This is a genomic window from Geminicoccus roseus DSM 18922, from assembly GCF_000427665.1.
Taxonomy (GTDB): domain Bacteria; phylum Pseudomonadota; class Alphaproteobacteria; order Geminicoccales; family Geminicoccaceae; genus Geminicoccus; species Geminicoccus roseus.
In genome coordinates this window covers 5,273,755-5,297,551 of sequence record NZ_KE386572.1, presented here as the reverse complement: position 1 = coordinate 5,297,551, position 23,797 = coordinate 5,273,755, and the positions used below count along the sequence as shown (strand labels likewise).

Annotated in this window: 23 protein-coding genes; 16 read left to right on the top strand and 7 right to left on the bottom strand. The window is 71.4% G+C overall.

Translation table 11 applies throughout. The features are described 5' to 3' along the window. Positions 1-52: 52 nt before the first annotated feature. The 7 genes from GEMRO_RS0125875 to GEMRO_RS31975 all read left to right on the top strand — a co-directional run bounded on the left by GEMRO_RS0125875 (position 53) and on the right by GEMRO_RS31975 (position 6,931). Positions 53-553 carry a Fur family transcriptional regulator gene (locus GEMRO_RS0125875; RefSeq protein ID WP_027136320.1) on the top strand — a complete coding sequence of 167 codons (501 nt, stop codon included), beginning with the start codon at positions 53-55 and terminating at the stop codon, positions 551-553. A gap of 41 nt (positions 554-594) precedes the next feature. After that, complete coding sequence (locus tag GEMRO_RS31990) at positions 595-1,179, top strand: UbiX family flavin prenyltransferase (RefSeq protein WP_035486040.1); 585 nt, start codon at positions 595-597, stop codon at positions 1,177-1,179. Positions 1,180-1,586: 407 nt separating this feature from the next. Then, positions 1,587-2,657: a hypothetical protein gene (locus GEMRO_RS31985; protein WP_205625095.1), complete on the top strand. Its 1,071-nt coding sequence runs from the start codon at positions 1,587-1,589 to the stop codon at positions 2,655-2,657. A 219-nt stretch (positions 2,658-2,876) separates the two neighbouring features. After that, entirely contained in the window at positions 2,877-3,311 is a 435-nt protein-coding gene (locus tag GEMRO_RS0125860) for a hypothetical protein (RefSeq protein WP_027136319.1), read from the top strand. Between the two features lie 87 nt (positions 3,312-3,398). Then, complete coding sequence (locus GEMRO_RS0125855) at positions 3,399-5,780, top strand: N,N-dimethylformamidase beta subunit family domain-containing protein (protein WP_027136318.1); 2,382 nt, start codon at positions 3,399-3,401, stop codon at positions 5,778-5,780. Next, positions 5,777-6,622 (top strand): aromatic ring-hydroxylating oxygenase subunit alpha, encoded by an 846-nt coding sequence (locus GEMRO_RS31980; protein ID WP_051329493.1) that lies wholly within the window; start codon positions 5,777-5,779, stop codon positions 6,620-6,622. The genes GEMRO_RS0125855 and GEMRO_RS31980 overlap by 4 nt, the downstream gene beginning before the upstream one ends. 6 nt (positions 6,623-6,628) lie before the next feature. Continuing rightward, complete coding sequence (locus tag GEMRO_RS31975) at positions 6,629-6,931, top strand: hypothetical protein (protein WP_035486036.1); 303 nt, start codon at positions 6,629-6,631, stop codon at positions 6,929-6,931. Positions 6,932-7,040: 109 nt separating this feature from the next. Here the strand turns inward: GEMRO_RS31975 and GEMRO_RS0125840 are convergent, their stop codons facing one another. Continuing rightward, positions 7,041-7,577, bottom strand: a complete 537-nt coding sequence (locus tag GEMRO_RS0125840) for a hypothetical protein (protein ID WP_027136317.1) — start codon at positions 7,575-7,577, stop codon at positions 7,041-7,043. 288 nt (positions 7,578-7,865) lie between these two features. Further along, on the bottom strand, positions 7,866-8,963 hold the full coding sequence (locus GEMRO_RS33100; protein WP_051329492.1) for a GNAT family N-acetyltransferase: 1,098 nt from the start codon (positions 8,961-8,963) through the stop codon (positions 7,866-7,868). 75 nt (positions 8,964-9,038) lie between these two features. Here GEMRO_RS33100 and hutU point away from each other — a divergent pair, with 75 nt between their 5' ends. The 6 genes from hutU (at position 9,039) to GEMRO_RS0125795 (ending at position 14,716) form a co-directional block, all read left to right on the top strand. Then, on the top strand, positions 9,039-10,712 hold the full coding sequence (gene hutU / locus GEMRO_RS0125825; protein WP_027136316.1) for a urocanate hydratase: 1,674 nt from the start codon (positions 9,039-9,041) through the stop codon (positions 10,710-10,712). A gap of 1 nt (position 10,713) precedes the next feature. Then, a complete protein-coding gene (locus GEMRO_RS0125820; RefSeq protein ID WP_027136315.1) occupies positions 10,714-10,959 on the top strand; it encodes a hypothetical protein in 246 nt (81 codons plus the stop codon). 16 nt (positions 10,960-10,975) lie between these two features. Continuing rightward, positions 10,976-11,362, top strand: a complete 387-nt coding sequence (gene crcB, locus GEMRO_RS0125815) for a fluoride efflux transporter CrcB (protein WP_027136314.1) — start codon at positions 10,976-10,978, stop codon at positions 11,360-11,362. Positions 11,363-11,516: 154 nt separating this feature from the next. Continuing rightward, positions 11,517-13,040 carry a trimethylamine methyltransferase family protein gene (locus tag GEMRO_RS0125810; RefSeq protein WP_051329491.1) on the top strand — a complete coding sequence of 508 codons (1,524 nt, stop codon included), beginning with the start codon at positions 11,517-11,519 and terminating at the stop codon, positions 13,038-13,040. Between the two features lie 197 nt (positions 13,041-13,237). Then, a complete protein-coding gene (locus GEMRO_RS0125805) occupies positions 13,238-13,585 on the top strand; it encodes a hypothetical protein (protein ID WP_027136312.1) in 348 nt (115 codons plus the stop codon). A 333-nt stretch (positions 13,586-13,918) separates the two neighbouring features. Next, complete coding sequence (locus tag GEMRO_RS0125795) at positions 13,919-14,716, top strand: hypothetical protein (RefSeq protein ID WP_157505751.1); 798 nt, start codon at positions 13,919-13,921, stop codon at positions 14,714-14,716. Positions 14,717-14,756: 40 nt separating this feature from the next. Here GEMRO_RS0125795 and GEMRO_RS0125790 read toward each other — a convergent pair whose 3' ends face one another. Continuing rightward, positions 14,757-16,442 (bottom strand): PAS domain-containing hybrid sensor histidine kinase/response regulator, encoded by a 1,686-nt coding sequence (locus GEMRO_RS0125790; RefSeq protein WP_035486033.1) that lies wholly within the window; start codon positions 16,440-16,442, stop codon positions 14,757-14,759. A gap of 14 nt (positions 16,443-16,456) precedes the next feature. Then, positions 16,457-17,245 carry an alpha/beta fold hydrolase gene (locus GEMRO_RS0125785; protein WP_027136309.1) on the bottom strand — a complete coding sequence of 263 codons (789 nt, stop codon included), beginning with the start codon at positions 17,243-17,245 and terminating at the stop codon, positions 16,457-16,459. A gap of 336 nt (positions 17,246-17,581) precedes the next feature. Between GEMRO_RS0125785 and GEMRO_RS31965 the strand changes: the two genes are divergently transcribed. Then, positions 17,582-18,961, top strand: a complete 1,380-nt coding sequence (locus GEMRO_RS31965; protein ID WP_051329490.1) for a CRTAC1 family protein — start codon at positions 17,582-17,584, stop codon at positions 18,959-18,961. Positions 18,962-19,001: 40 nt separating this feature from the next. Beyond that, a complete protein-coding gene (locus GEMRO_RS33095; protein ID WP_051329489.1) occupies positions 19,002-20,882 on the top strand; it encodes an adenylate/guanylate cyclase domain-containing protein in 1,881 nt (626 codons plus the stop codon). On the opposite strand, the gene GEMRO_RS33090 is transcribed toward GEMRO_RS33095, so the two are convergent. Genes GEMRO_RS33090 through GEMRO_RS0125760 form a run of 3 tightly spaced genes read right to left on the bottom strand, consistent with a single transcriptional unit; the run spans position 20,813 to position 22,492 of the window. After that, the gene (locus GEMRO_RS33090) at positions 20,813-21,301 is read right to left on the bottom strand and encodes a glycosyltransferase (protein ID WP_051329488.1); all 489 of its coding nucleotides are present in this window, start codon (positions 21,299-21,301) and stop codon (positions 20,813-20,815) included. The genes GEMRO_RS33095 and GEMRO_RS33090 overlap by 70 nt on opposite strands. A 16-nt stretch (positions 21,302-21,317) precedes the next feature. Next, positions 21,318-21,776, bottom strand: coding sequence for a glycosyltransferase family protein (locus tag GEMRO_RS33085; RefSeq protein WP_051329487.1), 459 nt, complete (start codon positions 21,774-21,776; stop codon positions 21,318-21,320). Beyond that, on the bottom strand, positions 21,773-22,492 hold the full coding sequence (locus tag GEMRO_RS0125760) for a hypothetical protein (protein ID WP_027136308.1): 720 nt from the start codon (positions 22,490-22,492) through the stop codon (positions 21,773-21,775). The genes GEMRO_RS33085 and GEMRO_RS0125760 overlap by 4 nt, the downstream gene beginning before the upstream one ends. 59 nt (positions 22,493-22,551) lie before the next feature. Between GEMRO_RS0125760 and GEMRO_RS35775 the strand changes: the two genes are divergently transcribed. Continuing rightward, on the top strand, positions 22,552-23,796 hold the full coding sequence (locus tag GEMRO_RS35775) for an O-antigen ligase family protein (RefSeq protein WP_027136307.1): 1,245 nt from the start codon (positions 22,552-22,554) through the stop codon (positions 23,794-23,796). The last annotated feature ends 1 nt before the right edge of the window (position 23,797 follow it).

Genomic DNA, 23,797 nt, shown 5'->3' with positions numbered 1-23,797 from the left:
CGGCGCCGTGCGGCCTGACATCCCGCTCCGGCGACACTATGTTCAGGATGCCATGGCCACGACCCCGCACCACGACCACGACCATGATCACGACCACCAGCACTGCGTCGCCGACGCGCTGGCGCGCGCCGACCTGGTCTGTTCCCGCAATGGCGGGCGGCTCACCGAGATCCGCCGCCGCGTCCTGGAGATCGTCTGGGCCAGCCACCGCCCGGTCGGCGCCTACGACATCCTGGAGACCCTGTCGGCGGAGCGCGGCCGGGTGGCGCCGCCCACCGTCTACCGCGCGCTCGACTTCCTGGTGGGGCAGGGCCTGGTGCACCGCATCGACCGGCTGAACGCCTTCATCGGCTGCCCGCGCCCGGACGAGCCGCACAGCAGCGCCTTTTTGCTCTGCCGCGCCTGCGGCCAGGTCGCCGAGCTGGAGGCCGACGCCCTGGACCAGGCGCTGGCCGCGATCGCCCGGGACCGCGGCTTCACCGTGGAGAGCCGCACCGTGGAGCTGGCCGGCCTGTGCGTCGCCTGCGCCGGGCAGGCCGGCGAGCCCGTCTGAGTGCCCCCCTTCCGTCTCCTGCCCCTGGAAAGCGCCCCGTCATGACTAAGCGCCGCCGGCTGATCGTCGGCATCACCGGGGCGTCCGGCGTCGTCTACGGCGTGCGCCTCCTGGAGGCGCTGAAGGACCAGGACCTGGAGACCCACCTGATCCTGACCCGGGCCGCCCGGCTGACCATCGCCTACGAGCTGGACCGCTCGGTGGACGAGGTCGAGGCCCTGGCCGATCGGGTCCATCCCTTGGCCGATGTCGGCGCCTGCGTGGCGTCGGGCAGCTACCGCACGCTCGGCATGGTGATCGCCCCCTGCTCGATGAAGACCCTGGCCGCAATCGCCACCGGCCTCACCGACAATTTGCTGACCCGGGCCGCCGACGTGGTGCTCAAGGAGCGCCGCCGCCTAGTGCTCCTGCCGCGCGAGACCCCGCTGCATCTGGGCCACTGCCGCAACCTGGTCGCCGTCACCGAGATGGGCGCCATCGTCGCCCCGCCGGTCCCGGCCTTCTATGCCCGGCCGAAGAGCATCGACGAGATGGTCGACCATACGGTCGGCCGCGTCCTCGACCTGTTCGACATCGACGCGGAGCTGGCGCATCGCTGGCGCGAGCATGCACCAAGTTCGAGTTGAGCGGGCGCTGCCGGACGGCCGCCTGTCCGGCGCGAGGCGACTTGCGGTACGCCATGGACTGTTTTCCGATCGAATACTTTGGGCATTTATTGTCGCTGTATGAAATGATCCGGTCTTTGTATGAATTGCAAATCCTGGCAGGACGTGGCGCCGATCTGCTCGCAATAGTATCGTTGCCCGACAGGTCGATGTGCTCCTGGCTCTTCGGAGACGGCGGGGCTGGGCTGCCGCGCCGTCATGGGCGACCGCAAGGGGCGTCTGGATAGATTCGGGCAGTGTCTCGTGACCTGCGCTGGTCTTTGCCGGGCGGGGGCGAGCCCGTGCCCGGCGGCCCGGCCTCGTCCGTGCCGCTGGCTGCCGGGAGGGCGCCGGCCTGCGTGCAGTCCGCACGAGGAAGGGCAACAGCGATGACCGGTCGAACCATCGGCGCGCGCCTGCGCGCCCGCATCGTTTCCCGGGCCGTGGCCTGGAGCGTGGCCGCCCTGGCCGTGCTGGGGGCGGCCACGCTGGCGCCGTCGCCCGCCCGCGCCCAATGGGGCGGCTGGGAGGGCCTCGGCGGCATCATCCTGGAAGAGCCGGAATGCGTCAGCTGGGGCGCCAACCGGATCGACTGCTTCGCCCGCGGCACCGATCGCGCGATGTGGCACCGCTGGTGGAACGGCAGCGCCTGGGGCGGCTGGGAGAGCCTGGGCGGCATCATCCTGGACGCCCCGTCCTGCGTGGCCTGGGGGCCGAACCGGATCGACTGCTTCGCCCGCGGCCTGGACCGCGCCATGTGGCACCGCTGGTGGGATGGCGGCGCCTGGCGTGGCTGGGAAAGCCTGGGCGGCATCCTCCTGGAAAAGCTCGAATGCGTGAGCCGGGCCCGCAACCGGATCGACTGCTTTGGCCGCGGCACCGACCGCGCCATGTGGCACCGCTGGTGGAACGGCAGTGCCTGGCGCGGCTGGCAGAGCCTGGGCGGCATCATCCTGGAGCAGCCGTCCTGCGTCACCTGGGCCTCCAACCGGATCGACTGCTTCGCGCGCGGCCCGGACCGGGCGCTTTGGCATCGCTGGTGGAACGGCAGCGCCTGGCGCGGCTGGGAGCGGCTGGGCGGTGTGCTGACCCATGTGCCGGAATGCGTGAGCCGGGCCCGCAACCGGATCGACTGCTTCGGCCGCGGCACCAACCGCTCCCTGTGGCGGCGCTGGTGGAACGGCAGCAGCTGGCGGGGCTGGCAGAACCTGGGCGGCACCATCCTGGAGCAGCCCTCCTGCACCAGCTGGGGTCCGCGCCGGATCGACTGCTTCGCGCGCGGCACCAACCGGGCGATGTATCAGCGCTGGTGGGACGGCGTGCGCTGGCGCGGCTGGCGGAACCTGGGCGGGGTCATCCTGGAGGAGCCGGAATGCCTGAACTGGGGCCCGCGCCGGATCGACTGCTTCGCGCGCGGCACCGACTGGGGGCTCTACCACCGCTGGTGGCCGGCCTCCTGAAGGCCAGGCGAAGCTGCCGCCTGGACGCCCGTTCCAGGTAGGCGAGCAAGGGGCCGGAGCCGCCGGGATGCGGCTCCGGCCCTTCTTCGTAAAGGGGGCATGGAACTTGCCAGTAAACGATTAATCACCGAGGCTCGGTGCGGGGCGGGCTTTCCTGCCCCACGCGCCCGGCCGCCCTTGGCCGGCAGGCCCGTCTTTGCCCCGCAGGAAGGCGTCGCGATGATCCCGATCCCCCGACCCGGTACGCCCGAGCGCCAGCGCCTGATCGAGGCGCACCGGCGCTGCATCGATTCCATGAAGGGCGTCGCCGGCTGCGCCATTCTGGAATGCGCGGTGCCGGGCGACACCACCGAGGTCTCGGGCGGGATCGCCGAGGACCCGCTGCTGCGCCAGGTCCTGTTCCGGATGCGCGCCCAGCCGCCCGCCGGCAAGCTGGTGGTGGTCTGCACGAAACCCGACCAGGAATGGCGGATCGCGCGCCTGTCCGGCCTGCGCGGCGTTCCGCCCGCCTTCGTGGACGAGCGGGTGTTCCACGACGAGAACGAGATCCAGCACGCGATCTTCCTGATGCGCCTGGACGAGCTGCCCGAGACCGACGGGATGCCCGAGCATTTCCACGAGGGCTGGAAGCGCGGCGCCCACAACTGGACCTGAGCGCTTGCCTCCGTCTGCCCGCCTGAGCCCGATCCGACCCAGCACACAGACGCGACGCCACGCCGCCGTCGCGCGGAGAACCCGACGATGCCAGCGATGCGCCTGACCGGCTACGCCGACAAGTTCAGCGTCCACCCGGGCGAGCCGATCCGCTTCTACGTCAACTGCGACGGCCCCAGGCAGTACCGCGCCGAGATCGTCGAGCTGGTCAACGGCGACACCAACCCGCGCGGCCCGGGCTTCATCGAGCGGCCGGTGCCGAGCGACATCGAGGGGACCTATCCCGGCCGGCCCCAGGTGATCTTCAGCGGCTCCTACGGCTTCGTCCCGGCCGGCCCGTCGCTCCTGGTCGAGAGCTTCACCCTGCAATGCTGGATCTGGCCGACCGCACCCAAAACCCACGAGCGCTACTGGAAGCACGGGGTCCAGGCGATCCTCGGCCAGTGGAGCCAGAACAAGGGCTATGGCCTGTTCATCGGCACGGACGGCCATCTGGAACTGCGGGTCGGCGCGCAGGTGGTGAGGGCGCCGATGCCGCTGCGCGACCGCGCCTGGCATTTCGTGGCTGCCAGCTTCGACGCCGCCACTGGCCGGGCCGTGCTCCATCACGAGCCGCAGGTGGTCTATGCCCTGGACCCGCAGCCGGGTCCCGTCGAGGCCGAGCTGCAGCCGGGTCTCCCCCATGCCGCCGTGCCGTTCGTCCTGGCGGGATACCCGGAAGCCCCCGCACCCGGCGACCGCCAGCACCCCTCGGGCTTCCGGATCGCCGGCAGCTACAACGGCAAGATCGACGCGCCGCGCTTATGCAACCGGGCGCTGTCCCGGCTCGAGATCGAGATGATGAAGGCTGGCGCCAACCCCGGCCTGACCGAGCGCACCCATGCCGGCCCGACCAACGCCCTGGCCAGGTGCCTGGTGGCCTCCTGGGATTTCGGCCAGGGCATCGACACGCTGGTCGGCCACGACCGCGGCCCCTACCTGTTGCACGCGACGTTGGTGAACTGCCCGACCCGCGCCATGACCGGGCACAACTGGCGCGGCGAGAATTTCGACTGGAAGCACGCCAGGGACGAGTACGGCGCGATCCATTTCCACGACGACGACGTGGACGACGCGCGCTGGATCGAGGACTTCGCCTGGACCGTGCCGGAGGGCACCAAAAGCCGCTCCTATGCCGTCAAGCTCACCACCGAGGAGGGCGACGAGGACTATCTGCCGTTCTGGGTGGTGGCGAAGCTGGGTGCGCCCGGGCCGAAGATCGGGGTGATGATCCCGACCATCAGCTATCTCGCCTACGCCAACGAGCACATGGCGACCAACGGGGCCGGGGCCGAGCTCCTGATGTATCGCGTGCCGATCATGCAGGACCAGAACATGTATCTGGCCGAGCACCGCGAGTACGGCAGCTCGCAATACGACGTGCACACCGACGGCAGCGGCGTCAGCTTCTCCTCGCGCCTGCGCCCGATCCTCAACATGCGCCCGAAATACGACACGTTCGTGGCCCAGGCGCCCTGGCAGTACAATGCCGACCTGCATTTGATCTACTGGCTCGACAGGATGGGCTACGACTACGAGGTGTTCACCGACGAGGACGTCACCTACGAGGGCCTGGCCCGCCTTCAGCGCTACAACGTGGTGCTGACCGGCTCGCATCCAGAGCACAACAGCGGCCCGCAGATCGACGCCCTGCACAACTACACGCAGCAGGGCGGGCGGCTGATGTATCTGGGCGGCGACGGCTGGTACTGGGTGCAGACCTACCACCCGGCCTATGACGGGCTGGGCAGGGGGGTCATCACCGAGCTTCGCCGCTGCGAGAGCGGCATCCGCCCCTGGTTCGCCGATCCCGGCGAATACTACCACCAGAGCACCGGCGAGCTTGGCGGCATGTGGCGCTTCCGCGGCCGGATGCTGCACGCCGTGGCCGGCGCCGGCATGGCCGCCCAGGGTTTTGACATCGGCACCTACTACACCCGCACCCCCGACAGCCATAACCCGCGGATCTCCTGGGCGTTCGAGGGCATCGGCGCGGACGAGAAGCTCGGCAATTTCGGGCTTTGCGGCGGCGGGGCCGCCGGGCTGGAAGTCGACATCGTGGACACCATGCTGGGCTCGCCGCCGCACACGCTGACCGTCGCCACCTCGGCCGGCCGCCACACCGAGGCTTATCTCCTGGTCGGCGAGTATTACGGCAGCAGCCAGCCCGGCATCGACGGGACCCAGCACCCCCGCGTGCGCGCCGATCTCGCCTACCACGAGACCCCCAACGGCGGCGCCTGCTTCGCGTTCAGCTCGATCGCCTATTGCGGCGCGCTGCCCTGGAACGAGGGCGACAACAACATCTCCCGGCTGACCAGGAACGTCCTGGACCGCTTCATGGCCGACGGCCCGCTGCCGCCGCCGCCGGCCGAATCGGTGAAGCCGCGCGGCCGGGCCGACTATGATCCGAACGCGGCGCTGCCGTGACCGGGCCGTCCAGCCCGGCGCTCCTGCGGCTGGAGGACGAGCGCCTGTGGCCGCGCGCCTGGGTCTGCGTGGGCAGTTCGGCCGATATCCCCGCCACAGGCGACCTGCTGCCCTACACGATCGGCGTGCACGGCATCCATGTGCAGCGCCTGGCAGGCGGCGGGCTGACCGCGCGGCTGAACAAGGCCCAGCATGGCGGCTGCCATTTCATCCCGATGCAGTGCCAGACCGGGACGAAGACCCGCTGCGGCTTCACCTCCTGCGGCTACAGCCGCGACCGCCAGGCGATCCCGGCGGCCGAGGGCGGCGAGACGGTGCCCGAGATGTACCAGTATCTGGGCATGCGTCCCGAGCGGCTGCCGGTCCTGCCGCTTTGCGAGCGGGCGGGCCTCCTGTTCGTGGCGATCATGCCTGGCCCCGGCGCGCCTCCGCTCCTCCCGCCGCTGCCGAAGCATGCGGCCGCAACGATCTGGCTGGAGGTCGACGCCCCCTGGCAGGCCGCCGCCTCGGCCCTGGCGGGGGAGGGGGTCTGGCACCTGCCGAACCTGGTCCTGCTGGAAAACGGCCCCGCCGCCTGCGCCGTGGTGCTGCAGCCGCTGGCGCCTGGCCGCACGCTCTGCCGGCTGACGGCGTTCGGGCCGCAGCCGCCGGATGAGGCGGCGGTCGCCTCCTGGCGGACCCGGATCGGCGAGCGGATCCAGGCCGATGCCGCCACGGCGCCGATGCCGGAGGGCGCGCGGGCCTGGCTGGACCGCCATCTCCGGGATGCGCCTAAGCAGGCCGGCGGCCCCCGCCCGGACAGCGCCTATGCCAGCCAGCCGCGCTTCAACGCGGTGATGTGACCGCCCATGCAGCGCGCCTACAGCGTCAGCCAGATCCAGTTCGACTGTCTGAGCTACATCAAGGAGTTCGGCGCCCGGCCGGACGAGTGGCTGGCCGGCGCCTGCGCCGACCCGCATGCGCTCTTGCAGGAGCGCTTCGCCGTGGAGCGCGCCCACCACGCCCTCTGGCTGACCCGCCCGGCCCTGACGCCCAGAGCCGCCGCCGCCGTGGTCGCCCGGCTGCACGGCCGCTATGCCGTGCGCCTGGCCGGGCTTCGGCCGGGCGACGAGCATGGCCGCCACGTCTTCCTGGTCCGCCCGGACCACTGAAGGAAAGCGCAAGGCAAGGCTGTGCACGCGTGGACGGGCGAGCGGTGCCTGGCCGTTCGCCCGTGCTCGTGCTGCCGGTGCCGTCAGCGCGGCCGCCGGTCCGGGGTGGTCAGCGGGTGTCCTGGAAGATGTCGCAATGCCGGTCCGGCCGGCGCAGCTTGATCAGCGTGACCCCGAGGTTGCGCTTGTAGGAATCCGACTTGATCGTGCAGTACCAGACCGGCGGGACCGGGCTGTTCCTGGGCGAGGTGCATTCCCAGTAGATCGGATGCGACGGGCCGCCTTTGGGACCGAAGCCGCGGCCGCCCCGGACGAACAGCGAGATGCCGCCGAAGTGCGAGCCGGCGACCTGGCCGCCGCCGCCGCGCGAGGTGACGATGGAGCCGTCCACCGTCGCCATCACCGAGCGGTTCTTGCTCCGGTAGAGGGTATGCTTGCCGTCGGCTTCGTAGACGCTCTGCTGTCCGGCCCGCCAGGTGGGGAGGTCGGAGTGCTTGGCGACGTTGAGCACGATCCGGGTGGTGCCGAGACCGGTCGCCCGGTAGCAGACCTTGTAGTCTCTGGACATGGCCTCCCCGACCGGGGCCACCATGAACGCGGCGACCGCGAGGGCGGCGATGCGGATCTTCGGGATGGTTGGATACATGGCTGCAGTCTCCCTGGCTCGTTGGTCGAGACATGGCGAGAGGGTGAGGACTTGCCGGCCGGCATCGGATACTGATGACGCTATGTCGACGTCATCAGCGACTCCTACGGAATGAGGAGCAGTTGGTCTTTCCGGATACAGGTGTGCGTCTTGCACAACTTGGAATTTATCACGGTTCTTATTTATGAATACCGGTTTTCTCACGTACGGTCACGAAGTCGTGACAATTGCTGGAAACAATACTGCCCGGATGCTCGCAGTCCGAGTGCCCGCCAGGGCAGCCGGGCCTCAGCCCTCGGCCAGGCGCCGCCACATCGCGACATGCGGGATTCCCTCGTCGTCGAACAGCTCCCCCTCCGCCCGGTAGCCCAGCCGCTCGTACAGCCCGGTGGCGCTGGTCTGCGCGTTCAGGAGCATCGCGCGATGGCCGCGCGCCTCCAGGACCTGGGTCGCCAGGCGCGCCAGCCGCTCGCCCAGGCCCAGGCCGCGGGCCTCCTTCAGGAGCGCCACCCGCTCGATCTTGCCGACAGCGCCATCCTCGCCATAGGCGCGGATCCGGGCGGTCCCCACCACCTCGCCGCCGATCACCGCCACCAGATGGTCGCACCCGCCGTCCAGGCCGTCGATCTCGCCCTCCAGGGACACGCCCTGTTCCTCGCAGAACACCCGGCGGCGGACCTCCAGGGCGGCCTCGATCTCGGCCTCGCCATGGGCGAAGCGCACCAGCCGGGGCCTGGCCGGCAGGTCCAGGACCGCCAGAGCCATCGGCTGCAGGAACGCCCGGCCACCACCCTCGATTGGCCGGCCGCCCCGGGCAAAGCGCGCCGCCACCGTGGGCCTTGCCGCCTGGATGGCCCCGGCGCGCGACGGATCGGCCGCCAGCAGGGCCGCCAGCACCTCCCGGCTGTCCCGCGCCCGCCGCTCCACCGAGAACCGGCGGGCCTGGCCCGGCGCCAGCCCGATCACCCAGGCGCGCTCCAGCGCCGCCTGGGCGGCGGCCCGGACGCTGGTCTCGTCGTCCGCCGGCCGCAGCATCTCGAACCAGTCGCCCTCGGCCAAAGGCTCCACCACGATCAGCCGCCCGCCAGGAACGAGCGCGCGGGCCGCCTCGCCCAGCGCCCGGTCCATCGCGCCGACCGGCACATGGTGCAGGCTGTTGACCATCAGCACGGCCCCGGCCGATCCGGCCTCGACCGGCAGGTCCTGGGCCACGCCCCGGATCGTGGCCGTGCCGTCCACTGCCTGCGGGTCGACCCCCAGCGCGTCCCGCCCGGCCTGCCGCATCCAGGCCACCAGCTCCCCTTGGCCGCAGCCCACCTCCAGGATCCGTCCCTGCGCCGGCAGGAGGTCTCCCAGGAACTCGGTCAACGCCACGCGCTCGGACATGCCTCGTACTCCCCTGGCCGTCGGCAGCGCTTCGTCCTAGCTTCCGGTGGGCCGCCCGACCAAGGAGCAAGTGTCATGACCGAGTCGCGCCGGGACAATGCCCGTCGGATCAGCGCCCCCCGCGGCGCTGAGCTCACCTGCCGGAACTGGCAGGCGGAGGCGGCGATGCGCATGCTGATGAACAATCTCGACCCCGAGGTCGCCGAGAACCCGGAAGAGCTGGTGGTCTATGGCGGGATCGGCCGGGCCGCCCGCGACTGGCGCTGCTTCGACACGATCGTCGCGACCCTCAAGCGCCTGGAAGCCGACCAGACCCTGCTGGTCCAGTCCGGCAAGCCGGTCGGCGTGTTCCGCACCCACGAGGACGCCCCGCGCGTCCTGATCGCCAACTCCAACCTGGTCGGCCGCTGGGCCACCTGGGAGCATTTCCACGAGCTCGATAAGCTCGGCCTGATGATGTACGGCCAGATGACCGCCGGGTCCTGGATCTATATCGGCACCCAGGGGATCGTGCAGGGCACCTACGAGACCTTCGTGGAGTGCGGCCGCCGCCATTACGACGGCAACCTGAAGGGCAAGTGGATCCTGACCGGGGGGCTGGGCGGCATGGGCGGTGCCCAGCCGCTGGCCGCCACCATGGCCGGCGCCTCGATGCTGGCGGTGGAATGCCGCCCGTCCCGGATCGAGCGGCGCATCCAGAGCCGCTATCTCGACCTGATGGCGACCGACCTGGACGACGCCCTGGAGCGGATCGAGCAGGCCAACAAGGACGGCAGCCCGGTCTCGATCGGCCTGCTCGGCAACGCCGCCACCGTGTTCGAGGAACTGGCCCATCGCGGCATCCTGCCGGACATCGTCACCGACCAGACCTCCGCCCACGACCCGGTGCACGGCTACCTGCCGGCCGGCTGGACCGTGGAGGACTGGGAGGAGCGGCAGAAGAGCGACCCGGCCGGGGTAGAGGAAGCCGCCCGCGAGACCATGGCCCGCCATGTCCGCGCCATGCTGGCCTTCCATTCGGCCGGCGTGCCGACCCTGGACTACGGCAACAACATCCGCCAGTTCGCCCTGGAATCCGGGGTCGAGAACGCCTTCGCCTTCCCAGGCTTCGTGCCGGCCTATATCCGGCCCTTGTTCTGCAAGGGCATCGGCCCGTTCCGCTGGGCGGCGCTTTCCGGCGACCCGGAGGACATCTTCGCCACCGACCGCCGGGTCAAGGAGCTGATCCCCGACGACCCGCATCTGCACCACTGGCTGGACATGGCCAGGGAGCGGATCGCCTTCCAGGGCCTGCCCGCTCGGATCTGCTGGCTGGGCCTGGGCCAGCGGGCGAAGATCGGCCTGGCGCTGAACGAGATGGTGGCGAATGGCGAGGTCAAGGCGCCGATCGTGATCGGCCGCGACCATCTGGATTCCGGCTCGGTCGCCTCGCCCAACCGCGAGACCGAGGCGATGCAGGACGGCTCGGACACGGTGGCCGACTGGCCGCTGCTCAACGCCTTGCTCAACACCGCGTCCGGCGCCACCTGGGTCAGCCTGCACCATGGCGGCGGGGTCGGGATCGGCTTCTCCCAGCATGCCGGCATGGTGGTGGTCGCCGACGGCACGCCCGAGGCCGCCCGGCGCCTGGAGCGGGTCCTGACCAACGACCCGGCGACGGGCGTGATGCGCCACGCCGATGCCGGCTACGACATCGCCATCGACTGCGCCCGCGAGCAGGGGCTGGACCTGCCGATGCTGGGAAGCTGAGATGCCGGCATGGTCGGTGATCGTCCTGCTCCTGGCGCTGCTGGGCTTCGTCGCCTGGGGCTCCTGGGGGCTCTGGCACCAGCTGGAGGGCACCGTGATCGACTGGCACGGCCAGATGGCGCTGATCGCCGGCGGCAGCCTGGCCTTGCTGCTCACCATCCTGTTCATGGTGCTGATCTATGTCAGCCGTGCCCGCGGCTTCGACGACGGCGCGCACGAGCGCGAGCGGGACGACGACCTTCCGTGAGAGGCATGGCCGGTCGATGAGCCCCCATATCCTGCTGCTGGTGTTCCTGGGCGGCGGCCTGGGCGCTGCCGGCCGCCACCTGGTCAACATTGGCGCCCTGCGCCTGTTCGGCATGGGCTTTCCGTTCGGCACGCTCGTCGTGAACGTCCTGGGCAGCGCGCTGATGGGGGTGATCGTGGAGGGCGCCGCCCTGCGCTGGCATCTGTCCCAGGAGCTGCGCCTGTTCCTGACCACCGGGGTGCTGGGCGGCTTCACCACCTTCAGCACCTTCTCGCTGGACGCGGTGGCCCTGTGGGAGCGCGGACGGGTCGAGCTGGCGCTGCTCTACATGGCCGGCTCGCTGCTGGTCTCCCTGTTGGCCATCGCGCTCGCCATGTATGCCATGCGCCGCCTGCTGGGCTGATCCCGCCACGCTCGTCTCCCCCTGTGGCGCGGCCGCCGCTTTCTGTCGCTCCCAAACAGGCCCCTGGCGATGTGGGGCATGCACGTTCCGGCGCTGCTGATCTAGCGTCCTGCTGCGGCCGTCCGGGCCGGTCATTGGGTGGACGAGGGTCAGGATGCGCGAGGCGGGTCGGCGTCGGGTGCGGCGGGTGGCGGACAGCGGGATCGGCCAGCGGCCCTGGCGCCAGGTGGTCAACCACCTGCCGCCGACCGAGCCGCTCTCCGCCGACCAGGTCGAGAAGATCCACGACAGCTCCCTGCGCATCCTGGAGGAGATCGGCATCGAGTTCCTCCACCCGCAGGCCCTGGAGATCCTGGCCGCGGCCGGTGCCGAGGTGACGCCCGGCTCCCCCCAGGTCCGCCTCGACCGCGGCCTGGTCCTGGAGATGGTCGCCAAGGCGCCCGGCCGCTTCACCCTGCACGCCCGCAACCCCGCCCACGACCTCGTCATCGGCGGCGACGTGGTCAACTTCGCCACGGTCGGCTCCACCCCGAACAGCCATGACCGCGCCGGGGGCAGGCGGCCCGGCAACTTCCAGGACTACACCAACTTCCTCAAGCTCGGGCAGAGCCTGAACTGCATCCACATCATGGGCGGCTACCCGGTGGAGCCGGTCGACCTGCCGCCCGAGACCCGCCACCTGGACTGCCTGGCGGCCTTCGTCACCCTGACCGACAAGACCTTCCACGCCTATTCGCTGGGCCACACCCGGATCACCGACGGGATCGAGATCGCCAGGATCGCCCGCGGGATCAGCATGGAGCAGCTGCAGCGCGAGCCGTCCTTGTTCACCATCGTCAACTCCAACTCGCCTTTGCGCCTGGACGGGCCGATGCTGGAGGGGATCATGGCGATGGCCAGGGCCGGCCAGCTCATGGTGCTGACCCCCTTCACCCTGGCCGGCGCCATGGCGCCCGCCACCATCGCCGGCGCGCTGACCCTGCAGAACGCCGAGGCGCTGGCCGGGATCGCGTTCTCGCAGATGGTGAAGGCCGGGGCGCCCTGCGCCTATGGCGGCTTCACCAGCAATGTCGACATGAAGTCCGGGGCACCCGCCTTCGGCACGCCCGAATACGTCAAGGCGACGCTCGCCGGCGGCCAGCTCGCCCGCCGCTACGGCCTGCCCTACCGCTCGTCCAACGCCAACGCCGCCAACACGGTGGACGCCCAGGCAGCCTACGAATCGATGATGTCGCTGCAGGCGGCCGTGATGGGCCACGCCAACATCGTGATGCACGCCGCCGGCTGGCTGGAGGGCGGCCTGGTCGCCAGCTTCGAGAAGATGGTTCTGGACGCCGAGCTGATCCAGATGATGGCCGAGACCGTGGCCCCGGTGGTGGTCGACGACGACGCGATCGGCCTGGACGCAATCCGAGAGGTGGGGCCCGGCGGCCATTTCTTCGGCAGCGCCCACACGCTCGCCCGCTACGAGACCGCCTTCTACCCGCCGATCGTCTCGGACTGGCGCAACTCCAAGCAATGGGCCGAGGCCGGCGAGCCCACCGCCTACGACCGCTGCGAGAAGCTGGTCGGCCAGATCCTGGATTCCTTCGAGCCCCCGCCGCTCGACCCGGCCATCGCCGAGGAACTGGCGGCGTTCGTGGCGCGCCGCAAGCAAGAGGGCGGCGCGCGCAGCTAGAAGGCGCGCGCCCGGGCATCTTGGCGGCAGCGCGCGGAACCGGCAGCCCGGCTTGCTGGTTGTACGGCGCGGACTGCCGGTGATGTCATGAAGCCTGTTCGGATCGATCGCACCCTGCTTCCGGCCGCGGCTGGCTACCCCGGATCGTCCGGAAGCCGCGCCGCCATGCCCGCCGGCGCGCTGGCGCCGGTCGCCGGATGAGCAGCCAGGCAGACAGGGCCGCCGTCTGCTCCGGCACCCTCCTGGCATCGCTGCTCGTCCTCATTCCGGCCGGCCGGGCCATGGCCTTGCAGCAGCAGCTGGACGAGCTGGCCAGGCGCGCCGCGCAAGCCGGCCGCAGCTTCCATGACGCCTGGGGAATTCCCGGCCTGCTGGTCTGCCTGGGGCTGGGGCTGATCTGCCTTCCCCTGGTCCGTGCACTGCCCAAGGGCGCCATGCTGCTGGTCCTGCTGCTCGTGCCGGTCCTTCTGTTCGTGCTGTCCGACGCCATCCTGGCCGCTGGCGGCCGGGTCTCGGAGATGTTCGGCTGGCGCCCGGCGCCCTGAGGCGCCGGACGTCCTACCAGGGTGCAGCGAAAGGATCGACAACCGGGCTGGGTAGATTGCAATAAGATGACCGTTCGGCTACGGCTCCATGACGGCCCTTCGGCGCAAGGTGCCGACAAGTCGCCGCTCTAACGGTACTGTCGGTGTGGATCATGGGACGCTGGTGATGGTCATGAACATGATTTGGAGCCCATCCGTTTCGTCCAGGGAAATCTGCCCTAGGGTTATCTGCTGTTCTTGGGAGGACATTCCCGCGAGTGCCCGAGGGGTCCGGGAACAGGCTGATCCAGCCGCCCGCACCCTCGCCACGACCAGGCTGGTCAAGACATGACGATGAGCGCCCGCCTCGGCCCGGCCGGCCTGGTCGTCGCTCCCGTCGCTGCCGCCCTCGCGGCGCTGCTGCTGCTGAGCGTCCTGCAGGACCTGCTTCTCTACGCCACCCATGGCGGCGTGCTCACGCCCGAGCAGTGGCAGGCCGGGACGCGCTGGCTCCTCGAGGTCAACAGCGAGCGCAGCTTCTACACCTGGGTGTCGTCCTCGCTGATCTTCCTGAACGCGGTGCTGCTGTTCGTGATCGCCCTGCGCGCGCCCGGCCGCTTCTGGTCCTGGGGCCTGCTGTCGTTCGGCTTCGTGCTGCTGTCGATGGACGAGGCGATGGCTTTCCACGAGCGGCTGGGCAGCCTGCTCGGGCAGTACGTGGAGACCGGCGGGATCTTCCATTTCGCCTGGGTGATCCCCGGCCTGCTGATCTGCATCGCGGCCGGGCTGGCCTTCATCCCGCTGCTCCGCTCGCTGCCCCGCCCGACCATGCTGCTGTTCGTGCTGTCCGGCGCCGCCTATGTCGGCGGCGCCCTGGGCATGGAGATGCTGGGCTCGCGCCATGCCGAGCAGCACGGCACCTACACCATGACCTACCAGATGATGGCCAACCTGGAGGAAGGGCTGGAGGGCCTGGGCATGCTGCTGTTCCTCTATGCCCTGGTCCGCCACGCGCTGGCGCAGCGGATCCTGGCGCTGCCGGAGCCGGCCGCCGCCACGGTCCGCCAGCCGGCCAGCTCCCCGCCGGCCAGCTCCCCGTCGGGCGACGCCCGGCCGGCCCGCCCCGCGCCGGTGCGCGCCGCCGCGGCCTGAGCCCTCCGGGACCGGGCCCAGGGGCTGCGGCCGGCCGTCCTCAGCCGTCCAGCGCGCCGCGGATCTTGGCCGCCAGCTCCATCTGGGTGAACGGCTTGCCCAGCAGGTTGACGCCCGGGTCCAGCCGGCCGTGATGGACGATGGCGTTGCGGGTGTAGCCGGTGGTGAACAGCACCTTGAGCAAGGGCCGGGTCTGCCTGGCCGCATCGGCGAGCTGCCGGCCGTTCATCCCGCCCGGCAGCACCACGTCGGTGAACAAGAGGTCGATCTCGGGATGGGCCGCCAGCAGCTCCAGCGCGGCCGGCCCGTCGCCCGCCTCCAGGACCCGGTAGCCCAGCTCCTGCAGCACCTGGACGCCATAGGCCCGCAGATCGGCATGGTCCTCCACCACCAGCACCGTCTCCCGCCCGCCGCGCAGGCCGCCAAGAGGCGCGGCGGCCGGCCGCTCGTCCGGCGCGGCGGCGCCGAGCAGCCGGGGCAGGTAGGCCTTCACCGTGGTGCCCTGGCCGGGCTCGCTGTAGATCCGGACATGGCCGCCGCTCTGGCGCACGAAGCCGTAGACCTGGCTCAGGCCCAGCCCGGTGCCCCGGCCGGCCTCCTTGGTGGTGAAGAACGGCTCGAACACATGGTCCAGGGTGGCCTTGTCCATGCCGCAGCCGGTGTCGGACACGGCCAGCAGCACGTACTGGCCGGGCGGGACCGGCTCGCCCATCGCCTGGACATAGGCTTCGTCCAGCGAGGCGTTGCCGGTCTCGATGGTGAGCCGGCCGCCTTCGGGCATCGCGTCGCGCGCGTTGACCGCGAGGTTGACCAGGGCGTTCTCCAGCTCGTTCGGGTCGGCCAGGGTCTGCCAGAGCCCCGCCGCCGACACGGTCTCCAGTGCGATCGCGTCGCCCATCGTGCGCTGCAGGAGGTCGGCCAGGCCGATGACCAGCCGGTTGACGTCCAAAGGCTTGGGCGCCAGGGGCTGCCGGCGCGCGAAGGCCAGGAGCCGGGCGGTGAGGATCGCGGCGCGCTTGGCGCCCTGCATCGCCATGTCGGCCGAACGGCGGATCCGCGCCACCGCCGGGCCGTCCTCCAGCAGGCCGGCCTGCCGCTCGATCATGTCCAGCCCGCCGATGATCACGGTCAGCAGGTTGTTGAAGTCATGGGCGACGCCGCCGGTCAGCTGGCCGATCGTCTCCAGCTTCTGGGCGTGGCGCAGGGCTTCCTCGGCGCTGAGCCGTTCCTCGACCGCCTGGGCGATCCGGGTCTCCAGGACCGCGTTCAGGTCGCGCAGCTCGTCGCTGGCCTGGCGCGCGGCTTCCCTCGCGGCCAGCAGCTCCTGCTCGTAGCTGCGCCGGTCCTCGGCCCGGAACACGGTGATCCGCACGAAGCGCAGTTCGCCGTCCGGGCCGCGCCGCTCGACCGCGTTCACCAGGCAGGGCAGCCGGCCGCGGCCCTGGCATTCCAGGTCCAGCGCCACCTCGTGGAAGAAGCCCTGCATGCGCAGCAGCGGCGCGAAATGGGTCTCGTAGAAGATCCTGCCCGGCAGGGTCAGCAGGTCAATGAAGCGACGGCCGACCAGCTGGTCGTGGGGATGGCCGGTCCAGTCGACGAAGGTCCGGTTGACCTTGATGATCCGCCCGTCCGCCCGTGCCGACAGGTAGCCGCAGGGCGCGCTCTCGAACAGGTCCTCCAGGTCTTCGTCGTCCGCGGGGTCGTGCGCGTCGTGGCTGCTGCGCACGGCATGGGATCCTCTCAGAGAAATGCCTTCATCGCGGCGATCGTCTCGTCCGGGGCACTCAGGTTCGGACAATGGCCGGTGGCCTGCATCAGCACCATCTCGCTGCGCGGCAGGTTCTCGTGGACGTAGCGGCCGACCTGCTCGCCGGCGATGACGTCGTCGGCGCACTGCAGCACCAGGCAGCGGGCCGGCACCCCGGCCAGGTCGGCGCGGTTGTCCGACAGGAAGGTGGTGCGGGCGAAATGCCGGGCGATGTCCGGGTCGGTGCGGCAGAAGCTGTTGGTCAGCTCCTCGGTCAGCTCCGGCCGGTCCGGGTTGCCCATGATCGCCGGCGCCATCGCCGCCGACCAGCCCATATGGTTGGAATCGAGGAACTCCAGCAGCTCGTGGAGCTGGGCCTCGCTGAACCCGCCGCGATAGTCGCCGTCGTCCATGTAGCGCGGCGACGGGCAGACCAGCACCAGCTCGTCGAACATCTCGGGCGCCGCCTTGGCCGCCAGCACCCCGATCATGGCGCTGACCGAATGGCCGACGAACACCCCGCCGCGGATGTCCAGGGCGCGGCCGATCTCGACCACGTCGTCGGCATAGCCCTGCAGCGAGCCGTACTTGGCCGGGTCGAACGCCGACAGGTCCGAGCGCCCGGCGCCGACATGGTCGAACAGCACCACCCGGAACCGGTCGGCGAAGGCGGGAGCCACCAGCCGCCACATGTTCTGGTCGCAGCCGAAGCCGTGGGAGAACATCATGGACCGGGTGCCGGAGCCGGCGGTCGTCACGTGGTGTCGCTGCAGGACGGACATGTCGCGGCTCCTCGCAAAGCGCCGGGCGGGATGGAAGCATGGTTGCCCGAGCGTTACCGCGTTCTGACAATACAGGATAGCTGCGTGATTCGTCGATGGCCGCCCCTGCGCGCGCCGGGCAAGTGCCGGGCGCGCCACGTTCGAAGAAAACATTCAACCGTCTTGCGAAAATGGCACGATTACCTGGCCGGTTGAGCACGGCATGGTGAAGACGATGCAAGCTTAGAGTATTTCCGCGGGTGCCTGGGAAGGTGCTTCCCCAGAAGCCTACTTTGTATTATCGAGGAGGGGACTGGACGATCGAGGTGCCGGTGCATGTTTCGTGATTGCCGCTGCTTGGTCAGTCCTTCCCGGAACGAGGCCCAGGGCGGGCTGGCGGTGGTCCAGGCCGACCCGCGTTCCGGCCTGGCCCTGCTGGTCGCCGGCATGAACGGCCCGAACCGGCTCTACCGGCTGCGCTCGGGCCGGCTGCGCGACGAGGCCGACCCGGTGCTGGCCGATTCCGGCTCCGCGACGCTCGCCGTGGCCGGCGCCGATGTCGACCGGGACGGGCGCGAGGAGATCTACCTGCAGAACTCCGAGGTCGCCGCCGGGCCCAAGCGCGCCCAGGACCGCCTGCTCACCCGGCTGGGTGCCGGCTGGCTGGACCGGTTCGACGATCCCTATGTCGAGCCGCTGCTCAACCGGATCGCCGCGCGCAGCGTGGTGGCCTTCGATCGCAAGGGCGGCGGCAAGTACGGCTTCCTGGTCGCCGCCTATGGCGGGCCGGTGCGGCTGTTCGAGCTGGACGCCAGCCATGGCCGCCTGGTGGATTCGGCAGCCGCGGTGCATCTGGACGAGATGGTCGGCGGCAACGGCTTCGCGATCGCCACCCTGGACGGCGAGGAGACCGGCCTGTTCGTGGCCTGCGGCGTCGGCCCGGACCTGTTCTTCCGGGCGGGGCCGGAGCGGACCTATGCCGAGATCGGCGCCAGCACCGGGCTGTGCGCCGAGCCCGGCTCGCGCGCCGCGCTGCCGGTCGACCTGGACCATGACGGCAGGCTCGACCTGCTGCTGGCCGGAATCGACGGGCCGCACCGGATGATGGTGCGCGGCGCCGGCCAGGACTGGGCCGACATCGCCCCGCCTTTGTTCGCCGAGCCCTCGGCGGTGCGCGGCGTGGTGGTCGCCGATTTCGACAATGACGGCTTCCAGGAGATCTTCCTGCACCACCAGGGCGAGCCGAACCGGCTGTTCGGCTGGCGCGAGGGCAACTGGCGCTCGCTGGACCCGGGCGACGCGCTGGAGCCGTCCGAGGCCGGCCTGGCCTGCGTCGCCGCCGACCTGGACGGGGATGGCCGGCTGGAGCTGGTGACCAGCTATGGCGAGGGCGGCACCGGGCGCCTCGGCTGGTTCAAGCTGGCGAAGGACCCCGGCCACCACTGGATCCGGATCGCCCCGGTGACCGCGGCCGGCGCCCCGGCGCGGGGCGCCCGGGTCACGCTGGAGGCCGGCGGGCGGCGCCAGGTCCGGATGATCGACACCGGGGCCGGCTACCTGTCCCAGGGCGAGCCGGTCGCCCATTTCGGTCTCGGCCGCGAGCGCCGGGTCGACCGGGTCACCGTCTTGTGGCCGGACGGCACCGAGATCTCGCTGACCCATCTGGCCGCCGACCGGGCCCATCCGGTCCAGCATCCGGCCAGGCTGCGCGATCCGGTCGGCCGCTTCAGCCGCTGAACCCTTCCGCCCTGGTCCACGAGCCGCCACAATCCCGCCCGTGAGGAAGCTGGAAGACAGGAAGCGGCCGCGCTTCACCCTGGGGCTGGGCGGCCTGCTGATCGGCGGGTCGGTGGGCTTCGTCGCCCTGGTCACGGTGATCCTGGTGGTGTTCGCCCTGCTCAGCGCCCGCGAGGCGGCGGTCGAGCCGCTGCGCCAGGGCACCCGGCTGGTGGTGGATGCCCTGGCCGAGCGGACCCGCGACCATCTGCAGGCGGCCAAGGCCCAGGGCGACTACATCTCCCGCCTGGTTGCCCGCGAGCTGGCCGGGCGCGCCGGCGCCAGCGAGATCACCGGCACGCTGGTGGCGTCGCTCGCCGCCGCCCCGCAGGTCTCGACCGTGGTCTATCTCCGCCCGGACCTGACCGGGATCCAGGTCGCCCGCGAAGCCGACCGCCCGGCCGAGGTCGCGATCCTGGACCTGTCCGGCAACGAAGAGGCGCGCCAGGCGGTCGACGAGGCGCTGCAGATCGGCGCCGGCAGCTGGGGCGCGCCGTTCGCCGCCGACACCGACCCGCGCCTGGCCTACCTGAACTACCGGGTGCCGGTGCGCGGCAAGGGCGACGATCTCGGGCTGGTGGTGGTGATGCTGCGCTCCGACCGGCTGTCCCGCTTCATGCGCGACCTGGCGCTGCCGCCGATCCGCTCCGCCTTCATCCTCTACGACGGCAACCGGGTGCTGGCCCATCCGAGCTTCGACGGCCCGGCCCCGGTCAACCTGCCGCGCCTGGCCGAGATGGACGATCCGGCCCTGCAGGCCCTGGTCGCCGGGTCCGGCCTGGGCTCGTTCGCCGCCACCCAGCCGGGCGGGTCGGACGGGCCGGACGGGTCGGACGAGGCGCCGCTGATCATCCGCGAGGTCGGCGGCCGCCCGCTGCTCTATCTGTTCCGCGACCTGCGCGGCTTCGCGCCGGAGCCGCTCTGGGTCGGCGCCTATGTCAACCTGGACGATGTCGGGGTCGGGCCGGAGCGGTTCCAGACCATCGCCCTGGTCGGCCTGTCGATCGTGGCCGCCGCCGCCGCGATCGCCGCCCTGCTGGCGCGCCGGCTGGCCGCCACCATCCGCGACCTGGCCGGCCAGGCCAACGCCGTGGCGCGCTTCGAGCTGGAGCAGGTGGACACTCCGGAACGCTCCCGGGTGCGCGAGCTGGACGACCTGGCGCAGGCGTTCACCGCGATGCTGCGGGTGACCGGCGCGTTCGCCACCTACGTGCCGCGCCAGCTGGTCCGCCGCCTGCTGGAAGCCGGCCACGACAGCGAGCCGCTCTCCGAGCAGCGCGAGCTGACCGTGATGTTCACCGACCTGACCGGCTTCTCCTCGATGGCCGAGCACCGGCCGGCCGGGGAGACCGCCCGCCTGCTGAACGAGCATTTTGCCCGGCTGACCGCCTGCGTGGTCGCCGAGGGCGGCACGGTCGACAAGTTCTTAGGGGACGCGGTGATGGCGTTCTGGGGCGCGCCCGAGCGCCAGGCCGATCATGCCGCCAGGGCGCTGCGCGCCGCCGCCGCCATGCAGGAGGCCTACCGGGACGACCCGATGCGCACCCGGTTCGGCCTGGGCCTGCGGATCGGCCTGCATACCGGCCAGGTCCTGGTCGGCGACATCGGCACCCCTGAGCGCCTGAACTACACGATCGTGGGCGATGCGGTGAACGTGGCCGCCCGGCTGGTCGAGCTTTGCCGCGAGCACGGCCCTGCCGGCGGGGTGGTGGTGCTGGCCACCGGCACCACGGTGCATGCCGCCCAGGCCGAGGCGGCGATGGAGGACCTGGGCGACCACGCCGTGCGCGGCCGCTTCCAGGGCGAGCGGGTCTACCGCCTGTGCCCCGGCCGGCTCAGCCAGTCGGCCAGGATCGCGGGCACGTCGCTGGCAAGCTCGTAGTCGCGCCGGGCCGGGCCGCGCAGGACCCGGGCCAGGATCGCCGGCAGCAGGGCGCCGTCCTCGCACAGCCCGAGCCCGTGCCGCAGGGCGATCCGGCGCGCGAACGCGGTCTGGTCGTTGGCCGGATGGCCGGCCCGGGTGGCGCCCTTGCGCGGGAACAGCACGATCGGCGCGCCCGCGCGCATCGCCTCGCCGACGATGCCCATCCCGGCATGGCAGACCACCACCCGCGCCGCCCGGAACCGCGCGGAAAGATCCGCCTGCGGCAGGAAGCGCTGCCAGCCGATCGCCTGGGGCGTCGCCCGGCCATGGCCGATCTGGGCGAAGCCCGGCAGGTCCAGGCAGGCGCAGCTGCGCTCGGCCGCCAGCACCAGCTCGTCGAACCCGTGCAGGAAGGTGCCCACCGCCGCCACCAGCATTGCCGGCCTCCCGCCGCTAGAGAAGCGGCCCGCTCGCCAGCACCGCATCCGGGAAGGCGTCCAGCTTCTCCGGCCAGGGCACCACGAACAGGTCGCAGAACGGATAGACCAGCCGCCCGGTCAAGGACGGCGCCAGCGTGCCGCCGGTCTCCACGAACACCAGCCGCGCGCCGAACAGCCGGCCGAGCAGCAGGGTCGCCACCGCCACGTCGGCCCCGGTGGAGACGATCAGTTCCGGCCGCTCGCGCAGCAGCACGATCGCCGACTGCACGGCGTTCACGAGGGTGCGGGCCACCGAGCGGCGCGGGTGGCAGACATGGTGGACGCGCTGGCCGGCCAGGCCGATATCCCGGCCGGACCGGAAGGTGACGTGGTAGAGGTCGGTGAACCGGATGCCGTCCGTGGCGCGCAGCAGTTCCGCCAGGTGGCCGCCCGGCGAGTAGGCGAAGCAGGTGCGCCTGGTCTCCACGGTCATGCCGGCCGCCGCTGCGCGGCCGGGCGCGCCTCCAGGTCGACCGCGCGCCGGGCGAACATCCGGCGCAGCCGGCCATGGCTGTCCTTCGCCAGCAGCAGGGGCTCGTCCTGGTCGAAGCGCAACAGCGCGTCCGGCGCGTCGTAGGCGTACAGGTCCAGGGGCAGGCCCTGGACAAGGGCCCGGCTGCGCAGGCGCAGCAGCAGCAGGTTGGTGCGCCACCACCCCCGAACGCCCGGCGGGAACACCAGGCGCAGGTCGATGTCGGAGCGGTCCGACGGCTCGCCGCCGCGGGCGCGTGAGCCGATGAAGGCGACCTCGTCCAGCCAGGGCAGGGCGGCCAGCTCGCTGGCCAGCGCCACGCTGGCTGCCGCGATCCGCGCGGCACTGCCCCGGTAGCGGCGGCAGTAGCGGGCGCACACCCAGAACTGCCCGTTCGCCAGGAAGTTGACGCTGTGCCCGGAAAAAACCCCCACCGCCAGCGCCGCCAAGGGTGGCAGGCCCGCCCCTGCGGCCAGCCCGCCGCAAAGCGCGGCGATGGCGGCGCCGAAGCCCAGCCGGAAGCCGAGTTCCTTGCGCTGCATGCCGCGCATCCCCTGGAACACCCAGTTCACCAGGAGGATCACCAGGCAGCTCTGCTGCAGCCGGTCGAGCCAGAGCGGGCCCGTCGGGAGCGGGAAGGGCTTGCGCTTGGGGCGGATCGGCGGCGTCTGGTCCATGCCGCTATTTCTATCAATGGTTGATTTAAAGTCGAGCCTGACTATATTCACAAACCGCCATGCCGAGCGCTCCTTCCACCCGCCGCCTCGCCTCGTGCCTGCTGGTGCTGCTGGCGGCCCTGGCGATGCTGAGCGCCGACCAGGCGGCGCGGCTGGGGATCACCGCGCTGCGGATGCCGGTGTTCCTGCTGGTGGTGCTGGCCCTGGTGGCGCTGGGCCTTTCGGTCCGGCCGAGGATCGGCCCGGCGGCGATGCGCGCGCCCGCCCTGCTGCTGCTGCTGGCCGCCGCCATGGCGCTCATCGACCTGCAGGGCCCGGTCGACCCGCTGGACTACAAGCTGCTCCTGCCGGTGTTGGCGCTGTTCGCCGCTGGCCCGGTCGCCGCCGCGCTCGGGCCCTTGGACCTGCCGCGCCTGCTCTGGCGGCTGACGGCGCTCTACGTGCTGGCGACCGCCCTGGCGGTTGTCCTGCTGGGGCCGGCCGAGCTGGCCAAGGGGGCGGAGGGCATTGCCCGGATCGACGCCTCCGGCTCGCTGGTCATCCATGCCTCGTTCTGCACCCTGCACCTGGCGCTGGCGGCCGCCACCTGGCGCCGAACCGGTGCGATCGGCCGCCTCCTCCGGCTGGTGGCGGGCGCTGGCGCCCTCCTCATGCTGCTCCTGGCCGCCACCCGCACCCCGTTCTTGGCCCTGGCGATCACCGCGGCCCTGCTGGTCGCGGCCTCGCCCGGCCGGGCCGCTTGGACGCGCCGCCTCGTCCTGGCCGGGCTCGCGGGCACCGCCTTCCTGGCCCTGCACACCACCCTAATCGACGATTCGCTCTGGCGCCGGCTCGTCGCGGACGGCCAGCCGGAATGGTCGACCGGCCGGGCCGTGGCGGTGCAGAGCTGGCTGGAGCGGGCCGACGGCCACCCGTTCGGGCTGGGGCTGGGTGCGGTGCGCTCAGCCCTGGCCGAGGGCAAGCCGCATCTGGACGGCCAGGCGATCCTGGACTGGCCGCACAACGAGGCGGTGCGGCTCTGGGTCGAGGCCGGGCCGGTGGGGCTGGCGTTCCTGCTGGTGCTGCTGGGGGCGGTGGTCGGCCGCGCCATGGCGGTGGCCAAGGCAGCGCCGCCCGGCGGGGAAGGGCTGGTCGCGCTCGTGCTGGCCGGCGACGCCATCGCCCAGAGCCTGCTGCAGAACTGGCTGAACGGCGTGTACCACGCGACCTTCGCGGTGCTGCTGGTGGGCCTGCTCGCCGGGGAAGCGCCAAACCGTCATGGGCGCGCCACATCCGGCCTGTCGCCGCACCCGGCTCCGGCGTAGC